This is a genomic window from Nocardia sp. NPDC057668 (assembly GCF_042799795.1).
In the GTDB taxonomy this organism is placed as follows: domain Bacteria; phylum Actinomycetota; class Actinomycetes; order Mycobacteriales; family Mycobacteriaceae; genus Nocardia.
This window is the reverse complement of sequence record NZ_JBHVIC010000004.1, coordinates 558,906-578,426: the sequence shown is the minus strand read 5'-3', so window position 1 is coordinate 578,426 and position 19,521 is coordinate 558,906. Positions and strand designations below refer to the sequence as shown.

General features: G+C 66.7%; 22 protein-coding genes. 17 read left to right on the top strand and 5 right to left on the bottom strand.

Features of this window, described 5'->3' with window-relative positions; genetic code table 11:
- Positions 1 to 84: 84 nt before the first annotated feature.
- Together ACFVBH_RS26775 and ACFVBH_RS26770 are read right to left on the bottom strand one after the other, a co-directional pair.
- Complete coding sequence (locus tag ACFVBH_RS26775) at positions 85 to 684, bottom strand: TIGR03086 family metal-binding protein (protein WP_379005599.1); 600 nt, start codon at positions 682 to 684, stop codon at positions 85 to 87.
- Between the two features lie 400 nt (positions 685 to 1,084).
- Positions 1,085 to 1,306 (bottom strand): DUF397 domain-containing protein, encoded by a 222-nt coding sequence (locus tag ACFVBH_RS26770; RefSeq protein ID WP_354987189.1) that lies wholly within the window; start codon positions 1,304 to 1,306, stop codon positions 1,085 to 1,087.
- A gap of 370 nt (positions 1,307 to 1,676) precedes the next feature.
- On the opposite strand from ACFVBH_RS26770, the gene ACFVBH_RS26765 reads away from it, so the two are divergent.
- Positions 1,677 to 2,270, top strand: a complete 594-nt coding sequence (locus ACFVBH_RS26765; RefSeq protein ID WP_379005596.1) for a hypothetical protein — start codon at positions 1,677 to 1,679, stop codon at positions 2,268 to 2,270.
- An 18-nt stretch (positions 2,271 to 2,288) separates the two neighbouring features.
- Here ACFVBH_RS26765 and ACFVBH_RS26760 read toward each other — a convergent pair whose 3' ends face one another.
- Positions 2,289 to 2,738, bottom strand: coding sequence for a MarR family winged helix-turn-helix transcriptional regulator (locus ACFVBH_RS26760; protein ID WP_379005594.1), 450 nt, complete (start codon positions 2,736 to 2,738; stop codon positions 2,289 to 2,291).
- A gap of 69 nt (positions 2,739 to 2,807) precedes the next feature.
- Between ACFVBH_RS26760 and ACFVBH_RS26755 the strand changes: the two genes are divergently transcribed.
- From ACFVBH_RS26755 to ACFVBH_RS26740, 4 genes are all read left to right on the top strand, one after another.
- The gene (locus tag ACFVBH_RS26755; protein ID WP_379005592.1) at positions 2,808 to 3,704 is read left to right on the top strand and encodes an alpha/beta fold hydrolase; all 897 of its coding nucleotides are present in this window, start codon (positions 2,808 to 2,810) and stop codon (positions 3,702 to 3,704) included.
- A gap of 59 nt (positions 3,705 to 3,763) precedes the next feature.
- Entirely contained in the window at positions 3,764 to 4,216 is a 453-nt protein-coding gene (locus tag ACFVBH_RS26750) for a VOC family protein (protein WP_379005590.1), read from the top strand.
- Positions 4,217 to 4,334: 118 nt separating this feature from the next.
- Complete coding sequence (locus ACFVBH_RS26745; RefSeq protein ID WP_379005588.1) at positions 4,335 to 4,889, top strand: peptidase inhibitor family I36 protein; 555 nt, start codon at positions 4,335 to 4,337, stop codon at positions 4,887 to 4,889.
- A gap of 73 nt (positions 4,890 to 4,962) precedes the next feature.
- Positions 4,963 to 5,286 (top strand): WhiB family transcriptional regulator, encoded by a 324-nt coding sequence (locus ACFVBH_RS26740; RefSeq protein WP_379005586.1) that lies wholly within the window; start codon positions 4,963 to 4,965, stop codon positions 5,284 to 5,286.
- Between the two features lie 720 nt (positions 5,287 to 6,006).
- On the opposite strand, the gene ACFVBH_RS26735 is transcribed toward ACFVBH_RS26740, so the two are convergent.
- Positions 6,007 to 6,558, bottom strand: coding sequence for a helix-turn-helix domain-containing protein (locus ACFVBH_RS26735; protein ID WP_354987183.1), 552 nt, complete (start codon positions 6,556 to 6,558; stop codon positions 6,007 to 6,009).
- 98 nt (positions 6,559 to 6,656) lie between these two features.
- On the opposite strand from ACFVBH_RS26735, the gene ACFVBH_RS26730 reads away from it, so the two are divergent.
- The 3 genes from ACFVBH_RS26730 (at position 6,657) to ACFVBH_RS26720 (ending at position 9,020) form a co-directional block, all read left to right on the top strand.
- Positions 6,657 to 7,589 (top strand): NmrA/HSCARG family protein, encoded by a 933-nt coding sequence (locus ACFVBH_RS26730; protein ID WP_379005583.1) that lies wholly within the window; start codon positions 6,657 to 6,659, stop codon positions 7,587 to 7,589.
- A 303-nt stretch (positions 7,590 to 7,892) separates the two neighbouring features.
- Positions 7,893 to 8,243, top strand: coding sequence for an Lsr2 family protein (locus tag ACFVBH_RS26725; RefSeq protein WP_379005581.1), 351 nt, complete (start codon positions 7,893 to 7,895; stop codon positions 8,241 to 8,243).
- Between the two features lie 321 nt (positions 8,244 to 8,564).
- Positions 8,565 to 9,020: a VOC family protein gene (locus ACFVBH_RS26720; protein ID WP_379005579.1), complete on the top strand. Its 456-nt coding sequence runs from the start codon at positions 8,565 to 8,567 to the stop codon at positions 9,018 to 9,020.
- A gap of 305 nt (positions 9,021 to 9,325) precedes the next feature.
- Here the strand turns inward: ACFVBH_RS26720 and ACFVBH_RS26715 are convergent, their stop codons facing one another.
- A complete protein-coding gene (locus ACFVBH_RS26715) occupies positions 9,326 to 10,354 on the bottom strand; it encodes a DMT family transporter (protein WP_379005577.1) in 1,029 nt (342 codons plus the stop codon).
- 88 nt (positions 10,355 to 10,442) lie between these two features.
- On the opposite strand from ACFVBH_RS26715, the gene ACFVBH_RS26710 reads away from it, so the two are divergent.
- From ACFVBH_RS26710 to ACFVBH_RS26670, 9 genes are all read left to right on the top strand, one after another.
- Positions 10,443 to 11,003: a CGNR zinc finger domain-containing protein gene (locus tag ACFVBH_RS26710; protein WP_379005575.1), complete on the top strand. Its 561-nt coding sequence runs from the start codon at positions 10,443 to 10,445 to the stop codon at positions 11,001 to 11,003.
- Positions 11,004 to 11,307: 304 nt separating this feature from the next.
- Positions 11,308 to 12,615: a glycosyltransferase gene (locus ACFVBH_RS26705; RefSeq protein WP_379005573.1), complete on the top strand. Its 1,308-nt coding sequence runs from the start codon at positions 11,308 to 11,310 to the stop codon at positions 12,613 to 12,615.
- Positions 12,612 to 13,718 carry a polyprenyl synthetase family protein gene (locus ACFVBH_RS26700; protein ID WP_379005571.1) on the top strand — a complete coding sequence of 369 codons (1,107 nt, stop codon included), beginning with the start codon at positions 12,612 to 12,614 and terminating at the stop codon, positions 13,716 to 13,718. Before ACFVBH_RS26705 ends, ACFVBH_RS26700 begins: the two co-directional genes overlap by 4 nt.
- Before the next feature lie 14 nt (positions 13,719 to 13,732).
- On the top strand, positions 13,733 to 15,253 hold the full coding sequence (crtI, locus tag ACFVBH_RS26695) for a phytoene desaturase family protein (RefSeq protein ID WP_379005569.1): 1,521 nt from the start codon (positions 13,733 to 13,735) through the stop codon (positions 15,251 to 15,253).
- Complete coding sequence (locus ACFVBH_RS26690; protein WP_379005567.1) at positions 15,250 to 16,239, top strand: phytoene/squalene synthase family protein; 990 nt, start codon at positions 15,250 to 15,252, stop codon at positions 16,237 to 16,239. The genes crtI and ACFVBH_RS26690 overlap by 4 nt, the downstream gene beginning before the upstream one ends.
- 4 nt (positions 16,240 to 16,243) lie before the next feature.
- Positions 16,244 to 16,594: a lycopene cyclase domain-containing protein gene (locus ACFVBH_RS26685; protein ID WP_354987174.1), complete on the top strand. Its 351-nt coding sequence runs from the start codon at positions 16,244 to 16,246 to the stop codon at positions 16,592 to 16,594.
- Entirely contained in the window at positions 16,591 to 16,923 is a 333-nt protein-coding gene (locus ACFVBH_RS26680) for a lycopene cyclase domain-containing protein (protein ID WP_379005564.1), read from the top strand. The genes ACFVBH_RS26685 and ACFVBH_RS26680 overlap by 4 nt, the downstream gene beginning before the upstream one ends.
- Positions 16,920 to 18,509: an FAD-dependent oxidoreductase gene (locus ACFVBH_RS26675; RefSeq protein ID WP_379005562.1), complete on the top strand. Its 1,590-nt coding sequence runs from the start codon at positions 16,920 to 16,922 to the stop codon at positions 18,507 to 18,509. The genes ACFVBH_RS26680 and ACFVBH_RS26675 overlap by 4 nt, the downstream gene beginning before the upstream one ends.
- Positions 18,506 to 19,519 carry a DUF5914 domain-containing protein gene (locus tag ACFVBH_RS26670; RefSeq protein WP_354987171.1) on the top strand — a complete coding sequence of 338 codons (1,014 nt, stop codon included), beginning with the start codon at positions 18,506 to 18,508 and terminating at the stop codon, positions 19,517 to 19,519. The genes ACFVBH_RS26675 and ACFVBH_RS26670 overlap by 4 nt, the downstream gene beginning before the upstream one ends.
- The last annotated feature ends 2 nt before the right edge of the window (positions 19,520 to 19,521 follow it).

Below are 19,521 nucleotides of genomic sequence, written 5' to 3'. Positions count from 1 at the left end.
GCGCCGCATTTCCACTGAGCTGGAGAGACACTGGTAGTCCGGGCCCCTCACGAAATCCGGCTATCGGGGTCGCCCGATTTCTTGCTACACCTTGCGACCCACATAGGACAGCAGCTTGTTCTGCTCGTCGGCGTCGGGATCAACGGGGATCTCCGGACCCGACACCCGCGGGTTGCGGATCGCCTTGTCGCCGACCATCTTCAGCGACGCCCACAACTTCGGTAACTCGCTCGGGTCGATCCGCTCGTCCTGTCCGGTGGCGCGGGCGAGATCCCAGCCGTGGATGGCGAGCTCGTTGCAGACGGCCCGGTCGATCGCCTCGGCGAAGGTCCAGCGGCCGAACCGCCCGTCGAAGATGGCTTGCGACCGCACCGGGTCTGCGAGGTCGTCGGCGATCCTGTCGCTCGCGTGCTTGAACGCCGCCAACGGGTCCTGCTCGACGGTCGGGCCCGGCCCCAGCCGCCTGCCGACCATGCTGAGGTGCACCGCGCACATCCTCGTCACGTGGCCTACCAAGTCACGCACGTTCCATTCGTCGCACGGCGTGGGATCGCCCCAGCCGTCCGGCGCCACGCCCTCGATCTTGGCGGCGAAGGCGGTCGACAGCCGCCCGTAGCGCTCGGCGATCTCTCGGGTGCCCTCGCTGACTGCGGTGCTCGACTGACGGTCCTCGGTCGATCGCATTTTTCCTCCTGCTGGTAGACGGCGGGTCGGCAATCGATCTGTTGATTGCCTGAGCGCTCCCTCCGCCGGTGAACGGCACACGGGGCATACCTATACGACGGCACGATGGCGGAAAGGTTATCGGTTACCGCCACGCCGACCGGGCCCTGCCCAGCGATTGCCGGGGTGGCGGGCACCCCGCAAACGTCGACCCCGCAGCCTGGAGTTAGCAACCGACGGGTACAGCGCTCTGCTTCGAGTCAGAGCGGGAGGATGCTGGTCCGGGACAGCTGCCAGGTACTCGTACGAAGCGAGCGAAACCTCCTGAACGAGACAGCCTGTGTTCGTCTCGTTCAGGAAGTAGGTGGCGGCGTCGGAAGCAGTCTGCGACGATGCGCTGGCCTATTGACCCACCCGGCTGTCAGGGACGGTTGAACTCTCCGTTGGCAGCGCCGGCAAGGAACGCATCCCACTCGCCCGGTGTGAAGACCAGGGGTGCGCCGCCAAGATTCTTGGAGTCTCGGACGGCGACTCGGCCATCAGGGATGTGGGCTACCTCGACGCATGCAAGTGCTTCGCATCCACTCGCCTTGTGCCAGAACAGTTTGAGCAGTTCTTCGATCGTCAGCGGCAAGAAGTCCATCGCAAAGCTCCATTCGGACGTGTGAAGTGGGGGAATTCGCATTTCAAACGATATGGCGTTCCCATGCCAGGCAAACGCACTCGGCTACTGACAACTGTCACATGAGCGGTCCGTCGCATCGCGCGTGAATTGCATTGGGCCGCAACGTCGGTCGACACGCTCTGCGTTCGCGTGGCCGGCTGTTCCCACCCTTGGGATCTGCCTCGAAGCGACTCCCCTGCATGGGTAGGACACTTGTCACCTGCCGATCCAGCGACCCTGTGTCCTCGAGGCAAGGGCGTCGACGAAGACGAGGTACCCGATGGCCGGAAATAGCGAGGGCCGTTCCCGGATAGAGGTCCTACTGGGCAGGCTGTCGACGGAGGCGGTCATGGGCCTCGCGTCGCAGATCATGACCGCGAGCGATTCCACCGGAGTCGCGCCATCCGGCGAGAATTGCGATCGCTACACGCACGTGCGAGCGGTACCCACACCTGACAGTTTGCTAACCGCTGAACATTTGGCCAACATCGAGGAACTGCTTGGTCGTCCCTTCGCTGAACCGTCCGATGGCGTCTTCGCGCACGGTGCGAACGAGCGCTTCACGATCAGGGCTCTTCGGGTGTCGGGGGACTTCAGGAAGCACGAGTGGGAGGACGAGCAGGAGTTCGATGGCTACTGCGATCACGAGATCGGCGTGATCGAGGCTGACTACAACGCACTGGTGGCAGCGTTGACTCGACAGTGGGGGCCGCCCATCACTGTCGACATGGCGGTGTTTGTCCCTGTCCTCAGCGTGGGCGGCCCTCTGCCGACTGTCGTTGATGCGCTGGTGGACGCGGGCTTTTTCGGCTCGTTCCCGGCTTGGAATCGTGGCGGCAAGTGGTTGGGCATCGCGCGAAGTCAGGTGGACGAGGAGTCTCCGCACCGCCTGATTGCCATCCTCACCGACGGCAGAATCGACGAAGAACACGAGCCGGGGTGAGCGAGATCGCCAGGATTCTCATCGGTCGGACTTGATCATTTCCGTGTACAGCGCCCTGAGGGTTCGGAGGGTGGCTTCCACGTCGGCGGTGGGAATGGCGCCGAAGCAGACGGACTCGGACCGCTCGATGAGAGTCTTTGCCCTGGTAAGCAATTCACGTCCTTCGGGAGTGAGTGCGAGTGTGTTCTGTCGGCGGGACCGCGGAGAAACCGTGACCTGGATCCAGCCGGCGCGCCGAGCGATATCGATTTGCCTGCTGACCGCACTCTTCGCCAGGCCGAGTCGCTCGGCCAGTAGTTGTTGCGAAGGTACCTCGGTGCCCATGTCGAAGAGCCGCAGCAAGGTGAACTGACTGAGGCTGATCCCCAGCTCGCGGCGAAACATAGCGTCGCCTCGTTTGTCGATGAGAGCGACGACCTGATGGATATAGAAGCCGAACTCGCTGTAGAAGTCGCTGGAACTGGGCATGCGCGAGCCTAACATGTATGTTCTAATAAGAACGGTTCACATGTGAACTGTTCTCGGAAGGACATAGCAATGGATACACCCCCGGCAATGCGTAGGGCGTCTCACGGCAAGCTGTCGCTTGCCTACGAGGTCATCGGACCGGACCACGGACGGCCGTTACTGCTTCTCATGGGGGTGGGGGCGCAGATGCTCACCTGGCACGACGACTTCTGTTGGGCGTTGGCGCGGTCCGGGTTCCAGGTCGTGCGAATGGACAACCGGGATGCCGGGCTCTCTACGCACCTCAGTGATCTGGGTGAGCCGAAGGTCGTGGATATGATCCTGCGCCCCAAGCGCGCTGCGCGCTATTCCTTGACGGACATGGCCGCGGACGCGTTCGCGGTGTGCGATGCGATGGGGTGGGACAACGTGAACGTCGTCGGCGGGTCCATGGGCGGAATGATCGCGCAGACGATGGCGATCGAACGCCCGCGGCGAGTGCGCTCGTTGACTTCGATCATGTCCTCGCCATCGGCACGCATCGGGCGCGCCTCCGTCCGCACGAGCGTGAAAGTCGCGGGATTGCTGCAGCAGCAGGTGCATTCGCCCGAGGAGGCGGGTCGTCAACTCGTGGAGATGTACAAGATGATCGGTACCTCACCGTCGGTCTACCCACTCGACGCAGACTGGCTCCACGAGGTCGGCGCCCGCAGTTACGCGCGTGCGTACGACCCGGCCGGCAAATTACGGCAGCAAGCCGCGATGCTGTCGGCGCCGAATCGCACTGCGGCCCTTCGGAAGCTGCGCGTGCCGACCCTGGTGATGCACGGGTCCGCGGATGTCATGATCCGCCCGTCGGGTGGTAGAGCCACCGCCGATGCGGTTCCGGACTCGAGGCTCGTCATGCTGCCGGATGTTGGGCACGGTGCGTTTCCGCGCGAGGTCTGGCCCACCATGATCGAGGAGATCACCGCTATCAGCGTCTGAATTGCCACAGTTCCGACCGGCAGGTAGACCACCGCAATCCCCTTTGCTCAGGAGCCGTCATGGCTACACTCAACACATACATCTGTCTCGGTAACGCCATTGACGAAGCCGCGAAGTTCTACACGGCGGTCGTCCCGGGCTCGCGGATAATCGACATCGTGCGCAAACCTGGCGGGGAGGCGTTGGTTGCGAATCTCGAACTAGCGGGTCGTGCCGTCACTCTTGTCAGTGGACGACCAAGCGATTGCTGTACCAATGGTGTGTCATTCCAATTGATGGTTGACAGTCAAGAGGAAATTGATCTTGTGTGGGACGCGCTCAGCGAGGGTGGGCAGACTGCGTCTTGTGGTTGGCTGACCGACCGTTTCGGAGTGCATTGGCAAGTGGCTCCATCCATTTTGGCTACTCTGATGTGCGGTGAACCGTCAAGGACACTGGCGGCCGGTATCGCGTCGCAGACAATGAGAAAACTTGATATCAGGGCACTTCGTGATGCATACGATCGGGGTTGACCTGCAGTACATCCGCCCCTCGCTGGATGTCCACGATCAATGATGTAGTCGGTACCCGATCCGCCGCGGCCTCCTCTCCTCGGACGTACTGCGTGCGATGTCGAAGGTGCCACCAACCATGGGAACGTTCGGCGGGCGCCTGCCCGATACATTTCGAGCTGGCGGGGCCGAAAAACCCGAAGCCATTATGGTCTCCCAGTTGCTCGAAAGGCACGCGATGCGCACCTTGGCATGGATGCTGCTGCGGCAGTTGGCAATTGTGGTTGCAGTATCGAGCGCCTCGTTGGCGCCTGCCTTTGCTGAGCCTCAGGAGAATCCCGAGGAGGTACCGTCGCTCGGAGTCGATCGTGGCCCATCCGTAGGCAAGAGTTCGACGTGTCCCTCCGGGTATTGTTGTCTGTTCGAGGACGCCAACTATGGGGGGACATCGTTCCTTTTTCCTACCTCGAGTCCTGCGGGTAAGTGCCAGAAGTTCAGCACTGGGTTTGGCAACAGAGCCACATCGTGGTGGAACAACACCTCTCGCGAGCTCTGGGTCTATGTTGGCGCGAACTGTGAATCCTCCGGACTTTTTGTCAAGCAATTGGTCAGGCCAGGGGAGAAGGTCGCAACGCTGGACACTCCGACGTTCAGATTCTTGGACAATCAGATCGAGTCTCTGAGCTTCAAATAGAAGCGCCGGGCGCCTGTGCACCACCACTCATGGCGCGACGCTGCCCAGCTTGATCATCGCCCTAGGAGTAACCGTGTCGAGCAGAACCGCGTGTGAACGGGAGGGTTTCACAGGTAAGCGATGGCAGGAATCGGGCTCCTGCCGGGGTATGGATTCGTCGGTGTTCTTTCATCCGGACGGGGAGCGCGGAAGTGCCCGTTCGTCTCGGGTGCGGCGTGCCAAGCAAATCTGTCGAGCGTGTCAGGTGCTGGAACTTTGCCGGTCATACGCTCTGACGGTTGGCGAGCCGTATGGGATTTGGGGAGGGTTGTCCGAACGGGAACGTCGTACGCTTCGGCAACAGAGATCCGGAATCGGGCAGTCGGCCAAGCTCTCTCGGAAGCTCGACGTCGCTTGAGCCGACACGCGTAAACGACCGCGCCTCACTTGCCATGCTGGCTGGGCCGGCGAAGGATTCAAGCTCCGGGCCGGTCGGTCGACAACGGGCGCCAGTGCAAATGCGTGAACTGGCGGTTTCGGGCGAACGCCGAACCGAGGACGCCGCGCTGCGAGCGGCGACGCATCGCGGTCAGCAACTGCCAACGGACCCGGTGCATCTCGGCTGAGGTGAAGGAAAGCCGTGCCAGAGATGGGGCGGATCGGTTCGAGGACGCCCTATCCACGGCGGTAGCAATGGCCTTGTCAGCGGTGCCGGGGGGATCCGATACATGGCACCCGGATTGCCAACCACCGGCGCGACCGTAGTCTCAATAGCCGTGTCGATCTGGAAATCTTCCGCTGCCGCGACAGGAACGTCCACCGCCAGGGGCGACACCGCGAACGCGAGCGGCAAGATCGCTCGAAGTATGAATCTTCCTGCACAGTATCGGTGAAGCATGGGGCATCCTCCTCTACTCGGTCACGTCCGGTGTGACCGGTCGCGTATGCGGCGAATGTTATGCCCGAGCACGCACCCGCTTCGCTGATCGAATTACCCACGGTGAGAAGAACCTCGGCCAGTACTCGAAAGCTTTGGCGCACATGAGCCGTCCGGTCGGCGTGCAAGTTCGCCAGATCCCACACCGTCGCGTCCGTACGGCGAATTGGTTATTGAAGAATCCACCGGCGTGTGGGGTAGTCACATGAAGATGGAGTCGGCTATCAGGTCGGCCAGGCGTCCCGGCGGCGCATCGTGACTTCGTGCTTCCGCAGTCGCGGCGGCGGCAAGCATCGAGATGACATCCGGCGTGGTCAGGTCTTCGCGAAGTCGACCGGCGTCGCGTGCACGGTCGACGAGTTCATCGAGCGTCGCGAGATAGCGCTGCCTGACGGCAGCATCGATGTCGACGTGCTGGTCGACAGCGGTGACGAGTTCGCACAGGGCGACGTTCTGGCGTATCTGCCGCACTGCCAAACGCCAGAACTCGACGATGCGGGTGCCTGGCGGATCGTCGGGCAAAGCGGGCACGAGGTCGAGTAGCTGGGCCAACCGGGCGGAGATCACAGCCGCGTAGAGGGATTCTTTTGTAGGGAAGTGCCGGTAGACAGTTCCGGCGCCGACACCTGCTCGAGCGGCAATGTCGAGCAAGCCTGCGCTCTTGCCTTCTTCAGCGAAGAGCTGTTCGGCAATGGCGAGCACGCGCTGGCGGTTGCGGAGCGCGTCGGCTCGCGGCCCCTTCGTAGTCGGCATCGGACCTTCCTCTGTAAACGGGTTCTGGATTCCGTATCGTCTGACAGATCCGGGTTCTTCAACCCGGATAATAAGGCTCACCACGCTCAGGAGTCGTCATGTCTGAATTGATCACGGTGTTTGCAGCGTCAGGCCGGCAAGGCAGTGCGACAGTGTCCGCTCTGCTCGCGTCCGGGTGTCCAGTGCGGGCGGTGGTGCGAGACCCACGAAAGGCTGCCGCTTTGCGTTTGGCCGACCAGGGCGCGGACGTCGTCCCGGGTTCGTTCGACGACAAGGATGCTGTCGGTCGGGCGTTGCACGGGGCCACCGGTCTGTACCTCTACCAGCCAGGTTTCGTGTCCTCGCAGGCTACTCCGGGTACCGGTCCCAACGACGAGCTGCGCCGCGGGCGAGCGATCATCGACGCCGCCGTGCGGGCAGGCGTCGGACACATCGTCTATTCCTCGGCTCTGAGCGCCGACCGGCCCGACACGAGCCCACTGCTACATCCCAAAACCGAACTCGAGCAGTACCTACGTGGCACCCGAGTACCCGCCACAATCCTGCGCCCGGTCGGGTTCATGGAAAATTACCTCGGTGCCTTCCGCGGACTGCGCCCCGACGGTGTGCTCGTCTCTACAACCCCTCCGAACGTGGTCGAGCAGCTCATTGCGGTGGCCGACATCGGGTCGTTCGCCGCGTGCGCGTTCACAGATCCCGAGGGCTGGGTGGGTCGTGAGATGGAAATCGCAGGTGACGAACTGACTACGCCTCAGATCGCGGGCTATATCGCGGCGGCGACCGGCAAGGCAGTCCGATATCAGCAGATCTCGTTGGACGAGGTCAGGGCATCGAACCCGCAACGGGCAGCTGCGCTTGCACGCATGTTCGACAATGCCGATTGGCCTACGGCCGACCTGGTGAAATGCCGTGCCGCCAACCCCGCGCTGGTCGGATTCGGCACTTGGCTCGGCACACCCCACGTGGCCGAGGCATTGAGCATCTACCTGTCCGGCGCCGCAGATGAGCATGGCCCGTCCGTCACTGCGTAGCAAGGAAGTGGACTACTTGCGATGGAGCCCGAGGATCAAGCCAGGACGTGCGCACGACTTGCAGGTGCTTGTCGGCCGTTGTCGATGCGCATACTGGGTGGCGCTGCAGATCTCCAGGTCCCGTTGATCAAGGATCGGCTGCTGTCGACATGAGTCGCCGAACCACAGTCGTTGTATAGCGTGGTGTTTCGTGTCGACCCGGCCTTGGGGGAGGCGACCCGGTCGAGTCCTGCCATGATTGACCGCTGTTCCAGTTGGAAGACTGTTCGCCCTCACTGTGGTGGGGCACCGAGAGGACTGTTCATGGCCCGCAGGGTTGTAGTGACCGTTATCGACGACTATGACGGAACCTCCAAGGCGGAGGAGACGCTGTCCTTCGCGCTTGACGGCATGCAGTATGAGATCGACCTTTCCGCGACAAACGCCGGCAAGTTGCGTGCAGCGTTCGAGAGCTGGACGGTCAAGGCACGTCGAGTAGGTAGGGTTAAGGGAGTGAAGAGTGCCAAGTCGCGCGATACTGGTGCACGAGAGCAGAGTTCGGCGATGCGGGCCTGGGCGCGTCAGAACGGATACGAGGTATCCAACCGCGGCAGGATCCAGGCTGACGTCGTGTCGGCGTACCGGAAGGCACACCAAAGTGCGGAGCCGGCCTGAAAGCTCGCCTCACGCTTTGTAGGTAAGCATCTGATATGCACAGTGGCGGGTGGGCTGTCCGGTAGCCCACCCGCCACTCCCTATTTCGACATGCCGCGTCGGGTGTGACAAGGTGACGCGGACGTCGTGCCAGACGCGCTCGAATCAATTGGGCGGCAACGTGTTTCACCGTAGTGCATCCGTACTGCTGCGGGTGATCTCGACGGAGTCCAGGTCTTGAACCCGACGATGAGATGTCGAGTACACGTGCACAGCTTCGTCTCTCACGTAGATGCGGTCACGTGCCGTAGCCGATGATGTCCCGGCAACCAGGAGCCCAGCATGGCTACGGTCAACACCTACGTTTGGTTCGACAACACAGCCGAAGAGGCCGCGAAATTCTACGCCGCGGTCATTCCTGGATCGCGAGTCGTCGACGTTGCCCATTATCCGTACGGAGCCGCGTTCACTACCAGCCTCGAGCTTGCGGGCCATGCAGTCACGTTCGTGAGTGGCGGCCCTGGCCACCCTTCGACCGACAGTGTGTCGTTGTGTTTGCTGGTTGAAACTCAAGAAGAGATCGATCTCGTCTGGGATGCGCTGACCGAGGGCGGCACCGCTGGTCCTGGCGGATGGTTGACCGACCGCTTTGGAGTGAGTTGGCAGGTGGCGCCTACCATCCTGCCCCTCCTCATGAGCGCCGAGGATCCCGCCAAGACCCTGGCCGTCGGCTTGGCAGTTCAGGCGATGACCAAGCTGGACATCAAGATGCTTCGCCTCGCATACGATCGGGGTTGAGAGACCGGCAATGTGATTGTCATGAGCCCATCCTGCTGAGGAGACTGCTACCTGCCGCACGATCACGGTAGCCGCCCGGCGTGGGGAGGCCGCAACAGCGCGGTGATCGGCATGATTCGCTCGCCTACCGACCGCTGACGCCAGTCCGCAGTCTCGGCCGCGCTGCTGCTTTCCGACGAGCGCAGGTGCCGGTAGCTGCCCCGAAAGTTGGCAACCCGAGAACGTTGACGCTTGGGGTGTCGAGATTTGGTTGGCGGCGTCGTCTACCTCGACAAGAGCGCCTTGCACCCTGTCAACCCGGGAATTCAGGTGCGACGTCGCTGACCTGGCGCTGCCATGGCGACTTTTTCGATGACTCCACTGACGCGGTAAGCGGACTGTGGAGAAGGTTCAACGAAGTCAGTACGCGGGCGAACGCCGCGACGGTGAAGATCGATCACGGGAGACCCTGCCGGCGTGCGCGGTGCACCTGGCGGCGCGGGATTCCTCGGCGCGGCCAACACGGTTCCGGCCAATCCGATCGCGAGACCGGCGATCGTCAGCGGGTGCAGCGGCTGATCGATCACCAGCCAGGCCATCACCGCCGTCACCGCCGGGATGACGAAGAACATCCGGCTGACCCGGGTGGCGTCCCAGCGCTGGAGCATGGTGTTGAGCAGCAGGAACGCGCCCATCGAGTTCACCAGCACCATCCAGATCAGCGATCCGGTGAAGCGGCCCGGATCCGAGACGTGAAAGTCGCCGCCCGCCAGCACCATCAGGCCCGCGAACGGCGCGGCCACGGCCATGTGCACGGCGGTCCCGGCCCGGGGGTCGATCTTCGGGGTGAAGTTCTTCTGATAGACGGTGCCCAGGCCGAGGCCGAGCAGTCCCACCACGCACAGCAGCAGTCCGGTCGGTGAGAACGACGACTGGTCCAGGACCGCCAAACCGACTCCGAGGCCGCCGATTCCGAAGCCCAGCCACTGCACCCCGCTCACCCGCTCGCCGAGCACGCCCGCGAAGACCGCGATCAGCACCGGGCTCAAACCCTGCACCAGGGAGATGACCGCGGCGGTGACGTGTTCGCCCATCGCGCTGTAGAAGCCGCCGAACTGGACCATCTGCATCAGCAGACCGGCGACCATCGTGTGCGCGAGCACGCGCCCCCGCGGCCAGGTCGCGCCCGTGACCAGGGCCAGCGCGATCAGCAGGACGCCGGCGATGGCGAAGCGGCCGAACAGCACCAGCATCGGCGGGGCCGCACCGACGCCGATGACACCCGCGATGAAGGCACTGCTCCACATGAAGATCAACGCGGGCGGTCCCGCGACCTCCAGCAGCCGGTTGTTCATCGGATCCCCTCTCCCGCGCTAACCACCTTGAACGGTTACTACCGTGGCACCGCGCTCACTAACCTGTCAAGGGGGTTACTCTGTGAAGGTGTCCTCATTCGACGATCCGCACTTCTTCGTCAGCGGCAATCTGGCGCTGAACTTCATCGGCACCTTGATCGGCCGCCGTGACGAACGGCGCGACATGGTGAGAACACCTGCGGCACTGGGAGACTGGATCCGGGCGTCCGGCCTGCTGGACGGCGCGCCGGAGTGCGACGACGCCACCGTGCGCGCGGCCGTGGAGTTGCGTGAAGCCGCTTACCGCCTGGCGCAGGCCGTCATGGCGGGAGAGGCGCTCGCCGACGCCGACCGCCGGCGGATCAATACCGTTGCCCGCGGGCCGATTCCGGACACCGCGTTGCGCCCGGACGGCACCGTGCAGCGCACCGGCGACGCGGCCCGGGCGCTGGCCGCCGTCGCGCGCTCGGCCGTCGAACTGTTCGGCGATCCCGAGCGGGGCCGGATCAAGGAGTGCGGCCGCGAAGGTTGCACCCGCCTGTACCTCGACACTTCTCGCGGCGCTGCCCGCCGGTGGTGCGATATGGCCGTCTGCGGCAACCGCGCCAAGAGCGCGGCTTTCCGGGCGAGGCACGCCGAACTGTCTTGATCGCGCCGGCTCGGAGCCCATGGGCCGGCCCGCATTCACGATGCCGCGGAACGTGGTTCGAGTCGCATCGCCGAGGAGGACTCCGGCGGAGTAGCACGCCTGTTTCCCACGCGAAATGCGATGACCTGCGACGGAAGTGGTGCGCATCGAAATTGCATCGACTGCGGTAGCATCGTCGGCGACGTACTGGAACGAGCCGGGGGCGGGGTCATCCCGTCCCGGGAATCAATCGTTTGCCTCGGCGTGGTCCGTCCGGACGACGGTCACCGCCACAGCATGAATTGACCGGCGGAGGAGTCTCGGCATGGCTCGATATCTCGTGGCGGCGAGCCCGATCCCGGGACATGTCGCGCCCATGCTGACCGTGGCCGCGGACCTGGCCCGCCGCGGGCACGAGGTGCGGTTCCTGACCGGTTCGCGGTTCGCGGAATCAGTTGCGGCACAGGGAATCTCCTGTGCCGAACTGCCGGAGAGCACGGCGGTGCCCGCGCCGGACGCGGCGCGAGGTCCCACCCGGGGTCTGATAAGCAAATGGCGCACCGGCAGAGCGGAACTGCGCACGGCAATGCTCGACCCGATCGCCGGACAGTTCCGGGCGTTGAGCGCCGAGCTGGCACGGACGACCGTCGACGCGGTGCTCGCCGACGTGATGTTCACGGGCGTCGTCCCGCTGCTGCTCGCGCCGCGGCCGCGCCCGGCCGTGGTCGCCTGCGGTGTGGTCCCGCTGATGCTCTCGAGCGCCGATACGCCGCCCTTCGGCATGGGCTGGCAGCCCCGCCCGGGCCGCGACTACACGGCGATGAACCGATTCGTGCACCGGATCCTGTTCCGCGGCAACCAGCGCCGGCTCGATACCGCCCTCGCCGCGCTCGGGCTGGGACCCGCACCCGGCTACCTGCTGGACTGGCCTCTGCTGGCGGACCGGCTGCTGCAGTTCACCGTCCCCGCGTTCGAGTATCCGCGCGGCGACCTGCCCGAATCGGTGGTGTTCACCGGCCCGATCCCGGCACCGCCCGCCGCGGGCTCCGGCCCGCCGGAGTGGTGGGGCGAGCTGGCCACCGCGCGCACGGTCGTCCACGTGACCCAGGGGACCTGGAACAACGGCGACCTCGGCCAGTTGATCGCGCCGACGCTGACGGCGCTGCGCGATCGCACCGACTTCCTCGTCGTGGCGAGCACAGCGGGATCACCGCTGCCGGACCTGCCGATCCCGGCCAACGCCCGCATCGCCGATTTCGTGCCCTACGGCCACCTGCTGCCCCGGGTGGACGTAATGATCACCAACGGTGGTTACGGCGGTGTGCAGCAGGCGCTTCGCCGCGGCGTGCCCGTGATCGTGGCGGGGGAGACCGCCGACAAACCGGAGGTCGCCGCACGGGTCGCGTACACCGGCACTGGAATCGATCTGCGCACCGCCCGCCCCACGCCCGCCGCGATCGCAGCCGCGGTCGACCGGATCCTGGGCACACCCGACTTTCGTTCCGCGGCAGCACGACTAGGGAGCGATATGAGCAAAACAGCACCGCTGGAAGTGATTTCGAACGAACTTGCCGAACTGCACCGCGGATCTCCCGCGGCCGCCGCGGCCGCCCGGAACGGCCTGCCCCGATGAGCGCCGTATCCTTCGACCCCGCGCGGACCCCGCTCGATCCGGCAGCGCCGGACCTGGCCGCCGGCTTCGAGAACTGGCACAGCGACACCCGGACCCGGGTGCTCGCCGAACTCGCCGACTTCCTGCGCCAGGCCCGCGTGAAAGAGCTGCCGGACGTCGGGGTGGACGAGGTGCTCGCCCAGTACGCGATCGGCGGAAAATGCCTGCGTTCGGGCTTCATGTACCTCGGCTGGCTCTGCGCCGGTGCGCCCGACGCCGCCGCGGTGCGCGCCGCGGCCAGTCTGGAACTGCTGCACGCGTTCGCACTACTGCAGGACGACGTCATGGACGACGCCGTGCTGCGCCGCGGCTCCGACGCCGCGCACGTCCGGCTCAACGCCCGATTCGGCGGGCGAGCCGGTGCGGTACCGGGTTTCGGAACCTCGGCCGCGACACTGCTCGGGGACATGTGCCTGGTCTGGTCCGAGCAGATGCTGCGCGAGAGCGGCGTCGGAACCGACGCGCTCGCGCGACTGTGGCCGCGCTACGACGCCATGCGCATCGAGCTGGCGGTGGGACAGTTCGCGGATCTGGCCAACGACGTGCGCGAACGCCCGAGCCTGGACACCGTGCTCGGCATAGCGCGCGCCAAGTCCGGCAACTACACGGTGCGCCGCCCGCTGGAACTGGGCGCGGCGCTAGCCGGCGCGAGCGAGTCGATGCTCACCTGCCTCGGCGACTACGGAACCCGGATCGGCGAGGCCTTCCAGCTGCGTGACGACCTGCTCGGGATCTTCGGCGCCGACTCGGTCACCGGCAAACCGCAGGACAGTGACCTGGGCCAGCACAAGGCCACCAGCGTCGTGGTCGCGGCGCTCGAGCTGACCCGGGGTAGCGCCCACCGCGAACTCGCGGATCTGGTGGACCGCCCCGAACTCGACGGCGCCGCCATCGCCCGCTGCCGGACCTTGATCGCGGCCTCGGGTGCGCCCGAACAGATCGAGGACATGATCGCCGAGCGCGTCGGCGACGCCGGGCGCGCACTGCGGGACTGCGCGCTCGGCCCGGATCAGCATGTGGCACTGGAACAGATGGCGCTGCAATGCAGCGCACGGCAGTTGTGAGGAGAGGGGACGCGATGCGCACGGTCACCGGACGCAGCGACCATGTTGTGGTGGTGGGAGCGGGCCTGGCGGGCCTGTCCACCGCGATCCATCTGGCCGGGCGCGGCCGCACGGTGACCGTGGTCGAGCGGGAACAGGTGCCGGGCGGGCGCATGGGCAGGCTGGACCTGAACGGCTATCGCATCGATACCGGCCCGACCGTGCTGACGATGCCCGGGCTGATCGAGGAACTCTTCGCCGCGGTGGGGGAGAGCATGGCCGATCGCCTGACTCTCACGCCGGTCGATCCCGCCTACCGGGCGCGCTTCGCCGACGGGCGCACCGTGGACGTGCACAGTGACGAGGAACGGATGGCCGCCGCCATCACCGACTTCGCCGGCGCCGACCAGGCCGCGGGCTACCGTGCACTGCGGGACTGGCTGACCCGGCTGTACGCGACCGAATTCGACCGATTCGTGGCCGCGAACTTCGATTCACCACTGTCGATGTCGCTGCCGGCGCTGGCGGGACTGACGGCCCTGGGCGGATTCCGGCGCTGGGATCGCAAGGTCGCCGAGTTCATCACCGACCCGATCCTGCGGCGCGTGTTCACCTTTCAGTCGCTCTACGCCGGGGTCGCGCCCGATCGGGCGCTGGCCGCCTATGCGGTGATCGCCTACATGGACACCATGTCCGGGGTCTACTTCCCGCAGGGCGGCATGCGGGCGGTGCCCGACGCGCTGGCCGCCGCGGCCGAAGCCGCCGGGGTGAGGTTCCGATTCAGATCCAGCGTGACCGAACTCGAGCGCACGGCCGGGCGCGTGGTCGCCGTGCACACCGATCAGGGCGAGCGAATCGCCTGCGACGCGGTCGTTCTGACGACCGAACGCCACCGCTCCTACGAACTGCTCGCTCATCGCTCGCGCCGCCCCCTCGCCGTGCGCCCCGCCCCGTCCGCGCTGGTGCTGCACGTGGCGTGCGAGCGGAACCCGCGAATTCCTCATCACAGCCTGCTGTTCGGCGACGCGTGGCACAGCGCGTTCGCCGAGATCATCGAGCAGGGCAAGGTGATGTCCGATCCGTCGCTGCTGGTCACCCGGCCGACGGCGGGGGATCCGAGCCTGGCTCCCGCTGGCCGCGATCTGCTCTACGTGCTGGCCCCGGTGCCCAATCTCACTCGGGGACACATCGATTGGGAGCGCGAGCGCGACGAGTACGCGACGGAGATCCTCGACCTGGCCCGTGCGAGACTCGACACCGACCTGCGCGAGGTCGAGGTCCTCGACGTGGTCACCCCCGCCGACTGGGCCCGGCGGGACATGCTGGCGGGCAGCCCGTTCGCGCTGGCGCACACCTTCTCCCAGACCGGTCCGTTCCGGCCCGCCAACATGATTCGCGGTATCGAGAACGTCGTGCTCGCGGGCGGGTCGACGGTACCCGGGGTGGGAATCCCGCCGGTCCTGATCTCCGGGCGGCTGGCCGCCGACCGGGTCACAGGTCAGCGCGAGCGCAGCACCGTCACCACGGGTGACGCCGGCGTCGGGCTGCGCAAATGACGCGCGCCGAGCTCGACGCCGCGGGGATCACCGAACCCGGCCTGCGCGAGTCGTATTCGCGCTGCCGCGAACTCAACGCCGCCCACGGCAAGACCTTCTTCCTCGCGACCCGGCTGCTCGCGCCGGACCAGCGCCCCGCCGTGCACGCCCTGTACGGCTTCGCCCGGCGGGCCGACGACATTCTGGATGAATTCGACCCGGCGCTGACCGCGGCCGACCGGGCGAGCCGCCTGGACACCCTCGCCTGGCAGTTCAGCTCGGCCGACGCCGGGGGTGATCCGGTGCTGGCCGCCGTCCTGCACACCGCGCGGGCCTACCGGATTCCCGGCGACCTGTTCGACGCGTTCCTGACCTCGATGCGCATGGACCTCACGATTACCGACTACCCGGATCGAGCCGCCCTGGACACCTACGTCTACGGCTCTGCGGAGGTCATCGGCATGCAGCTGCTGCCGATCCTGGGAACCGTGGAGTCCGTCGAGGCGGCCGCGCCGTACGCGGCCGCACTCGGAAAAGCGTTCCAGCTCACCAACTTCCTGCGCGATGTGGACGAGGACCTCGCCCGCGATCGCGTCTACCTGCCCGTCGACGAACTCGCCGCGCACGGCGTGGACCGCGAACTGCTGCTGTGGTGCCGGAGCCGGGGCCAGGTGGACCCGAAGGTCCGGGCCGCGCTCGCCGAACAGCTCGCCATCACCCGCGGCATCTACGCGCACGCCCGGCACGGCACCGAACTGCTCGCCCCGCGCTCACGGCCCTGCGTCGACACCGCCGCGGTGCTGTACGGGGAGATCCTCGATCGCATCGAGGCCGCGGACTTCGAAGTGTTCGGCCGCCGCGCGCGGGTCGGCACCGGCCGCCGGTTACGGGTCGGGACAGCGGGTTTCGTACGCGCGTGGCGTGCGCGCCGCGTGGACGGCCCCCACGCGGTGCCGGGCGTCCGGGCGCCGTCGATCGAGACGGGCGAGCCGGGGGAGCGGAGGTGAGGTCGTGGAGCACTGGCACTACCTGCTGATCCTGCTGGGCTGCCTGGTCATCACCGCCCCGCTGGAGTTCCTCGGTCCCGGCGTCTACCGGCGGCCGCGGCTGCTGCTCGCGGCACTGTGGCCCGCCGCGGCGCTGTTCGTGGTCTGGGATCTGATCGCCATCGCCGCGGGGGTGTGGAGTTTCAACTCCCGATTCACCCTGGGGGTGCGGCTGCCCGGATCGATGCCGCTCGAGGAACTGCTGTTCTTCGTGGTGGTGCCGGTGTGCGGTCTGCTCACCTTTGTCGCGGTCGAACACCTGCTCGGGGTAGCGCGCCGCCGACTCGGCAGCGCCGACAAGGCGACGCGGCGATGAACTTCACCGGGGTGGGATACACGCTTCCGGCGATCATCGCCGTCGTGACCGTCTGCCTGATCGAGTCGAAGCTGCTGCACACCGGTCTGTTCCGGCGCCCGGCGTACTGGATCACCATGGTGATCGTCTTCAGCTTTCAGATCCTGGTCGACGGCCTGCTCACCGCCGGCCCGACCCCGATCGTGGTGTACAACCCGGATCACATTCTCGGACTTCGATTCCCATGGGACATCCCGGTGGAGGACTACTTGTTCGGATTCGCCCTGGTCACCTCGTGCCTGCTCGGCTGGGAACGCGCGCGACAGCGCGGGATCGGCGAGCAACGATGACCGTGCCGCACGATGGACTCGGGCGCGATCGCCGCCGCGTCCGCTACCCGGCCGCCCCGGGCCACCGCGACCTCACCGAACTCGGACCCGCACCCCGGGTGGCCGTCGTCGGCGCCGGGATCGCCGGGCTGGCCGCCGCGACCGGGCTGGCCGAACGCGGGTGCACCGTCGAAGTCATCGAACGCGAACGGTATCTGGGCGGGCGGGTCGGCGCGTGGAACGAGCGCCTGCCCGACGGCACCGAGGTCGCCATGAACCGTGGCTTCCACGCGTTCTTCGCTCAGTACTACAACCTGCGAAAACTGCTGGGGCGCACCGATCCCGGCCTCGATCGCCTGCGCAGGCTCGACGACTACCCGCTGGTCGACGCCCACGGCCGCCGCGACACCTTCCGCGGCCTGCCGCGCACACCACCGTGGAACGCACTGGCGTTCGCGCTGCGCAGCCCGACCTTCCGGGTGCGCGATCTGATCCGGATGGACCCGCGCGCGGCCGCACCGCTGGCCGCGGTCTCGGTGCCGGGCATCTACGAATGGATCGATCACCTCGACGCCGACACGTTCCTGCGGGAGATCAACTTTCCCGAATCGGCGCGGCATCTGGCGTTCGAGGTGTTCTCCCGCAGTTTCTTCATCGAACCCCGGCGCATGTCCGCCGCCGAGCTGGCGGCGATGTTCCACATCTACTTCCTCGGCTCGAGCGAGGGGCTGGTGTTCGACGTCGCGCGGGACAACTTCGACGTCAGCCTGTGGACGCCGCTCGAGCGGTACCTCACCGGGCCGGCCAGTGCGCAGCGGCCGGGCACGGTCCGATTCACCCGGGGTGTTCGCGTCGAGCGCGTCGAGCGCGAGGGTGCGGGCTTCCGCCTCACCGACGACTCGGGCGCGACCTCGAGCGTCGACGCCCTCGTGCTGGCGACCGACAACACCGGCCTGCGCCGCCTCGTCGAATCGTCGCCGGATCTGGGCGATGCCGACTGGCGCGCGCGGGTGGCGGGCACCGCCGTCGCCCCCGCGTTCGCGGTGCAGCGGCTCTGGCTGGACCGGCCGGTGCGTGCGGACCGCACCTGTTTCCTGGGCACCGGCGGGCTGGACCCGCTCGACAACATCAGCGTGGTCGACCGCTACGAGAAGCAGGCCGCGCAGTGGGCGGCGGCCACCGGGGGCAGCGTCGTGGAACTGCACGCCTATGCCGTGGCCGAGACGGTCCCGGAACCGCGGGAACGCGCCGCGATCCGCGACCGGCTGCTGGCGCGGCTGCACGCGATGTATCCGGAGACGGCCGCGGCGACCATCGTGGGGGAGTCCATGCTGTGGCGGCAGGATTGCCCGCGCTTCTCCCCGGGCGATTTCGCACCCCGCCCCGGCGTACAGACTCCGCACCCGCGCCTGGTGCTGGCCGGCGACGGCATTCGCGCCGATCTGCCGGTCGCCCTGATGGAACGGGCCGCGACCACCGGCTGGATGGCGGCCAACGCGCTGTTGCGCGAGTGGGGCGCGGCCGGGCACACCCTGCATTCGGTTCCCGCGCAGGGACGTTCGACGTTCCTGCGAACCCTCGCGACCCGCGAAAGGCAAGCCCGATGAGCATTCGCAGCGCACTCGTCAATTGGCCCGACAGGTCGCCGCTGCAACGGTTCGCACCCGAGAAGTGGGCGCGGCAGCAGCCCACCTACGAGGACGCGGATCCCGGGGTGATCACCGCGGCGCTGCGCTGGTCCCAGCAGCGCCCGTCCGGGAACTGGTACGCCGTCGCCGCGGCCTCCGCGATCGGCCGCGATCGCCCGTTCGGGGCTAAGGTCGGCGGCAAAGAGGTGGTGCTGTGGCGCGACGACGCGGGCGCCCTGCACGCCGGACCCGGTGCGTGCCCGCATCTGGGGGCCGCGCTGGCCACGGCCGAGGTCGAGAACGACGCCCTGATCTGCCGGTGGCACGGACTGCGGGTCGGGCCCGGGGAGGACGCGTCGCGATGGTGTCCCTACCCGGCTCACGATGACGGTGTATTGGCCTGGGTGCGTATGGATTCCGTCGGCGGGGAAGAGCCGACGGACGCGCCGATCCTGGGTGAGCGCCCCGCCGACACCCGGGTGCACGCGGTGACCCGGCTGATCGGGGTGTGCGAGCCCCGCGACATCATCGCCAACCGGCTCGATCCGTGGCACGGGTCCTGGTTCCACCCCTATTCCTTTGCGCGACTGGAGGTCACCTCGACGCCGCCCCGCGACGGGATCACCGAGGAGAATCATCGGTTCGTCCTGGCGGTGACCTTCCGGGTGACGCGCAGGCTCGGGGTACCGGTGCAGGCGGAGTTCACCTGCCCGGATCCGCGCACGATCGTGATGCGCATCGTCGCGGGGGAGGGGCAGGGGAGCGTGGTCGAAACCCACGCCACCCCACTGGGTTCCGGGCCGGACGGGCGGGCTCGCACGGCCGTCGTGGAAACGACCATCGCGACCTCCGAGCGACCCGGATTCCAGTACGCGCGCCGGGCACTGCCGTTGCTACGGCCGATGATGAACCACACGGCGAATCGGTTGTGGCGCGACGATCTCGTCTACGCCGAACGCCGGTACGCGTTGCGCACACATCAGACATAGAG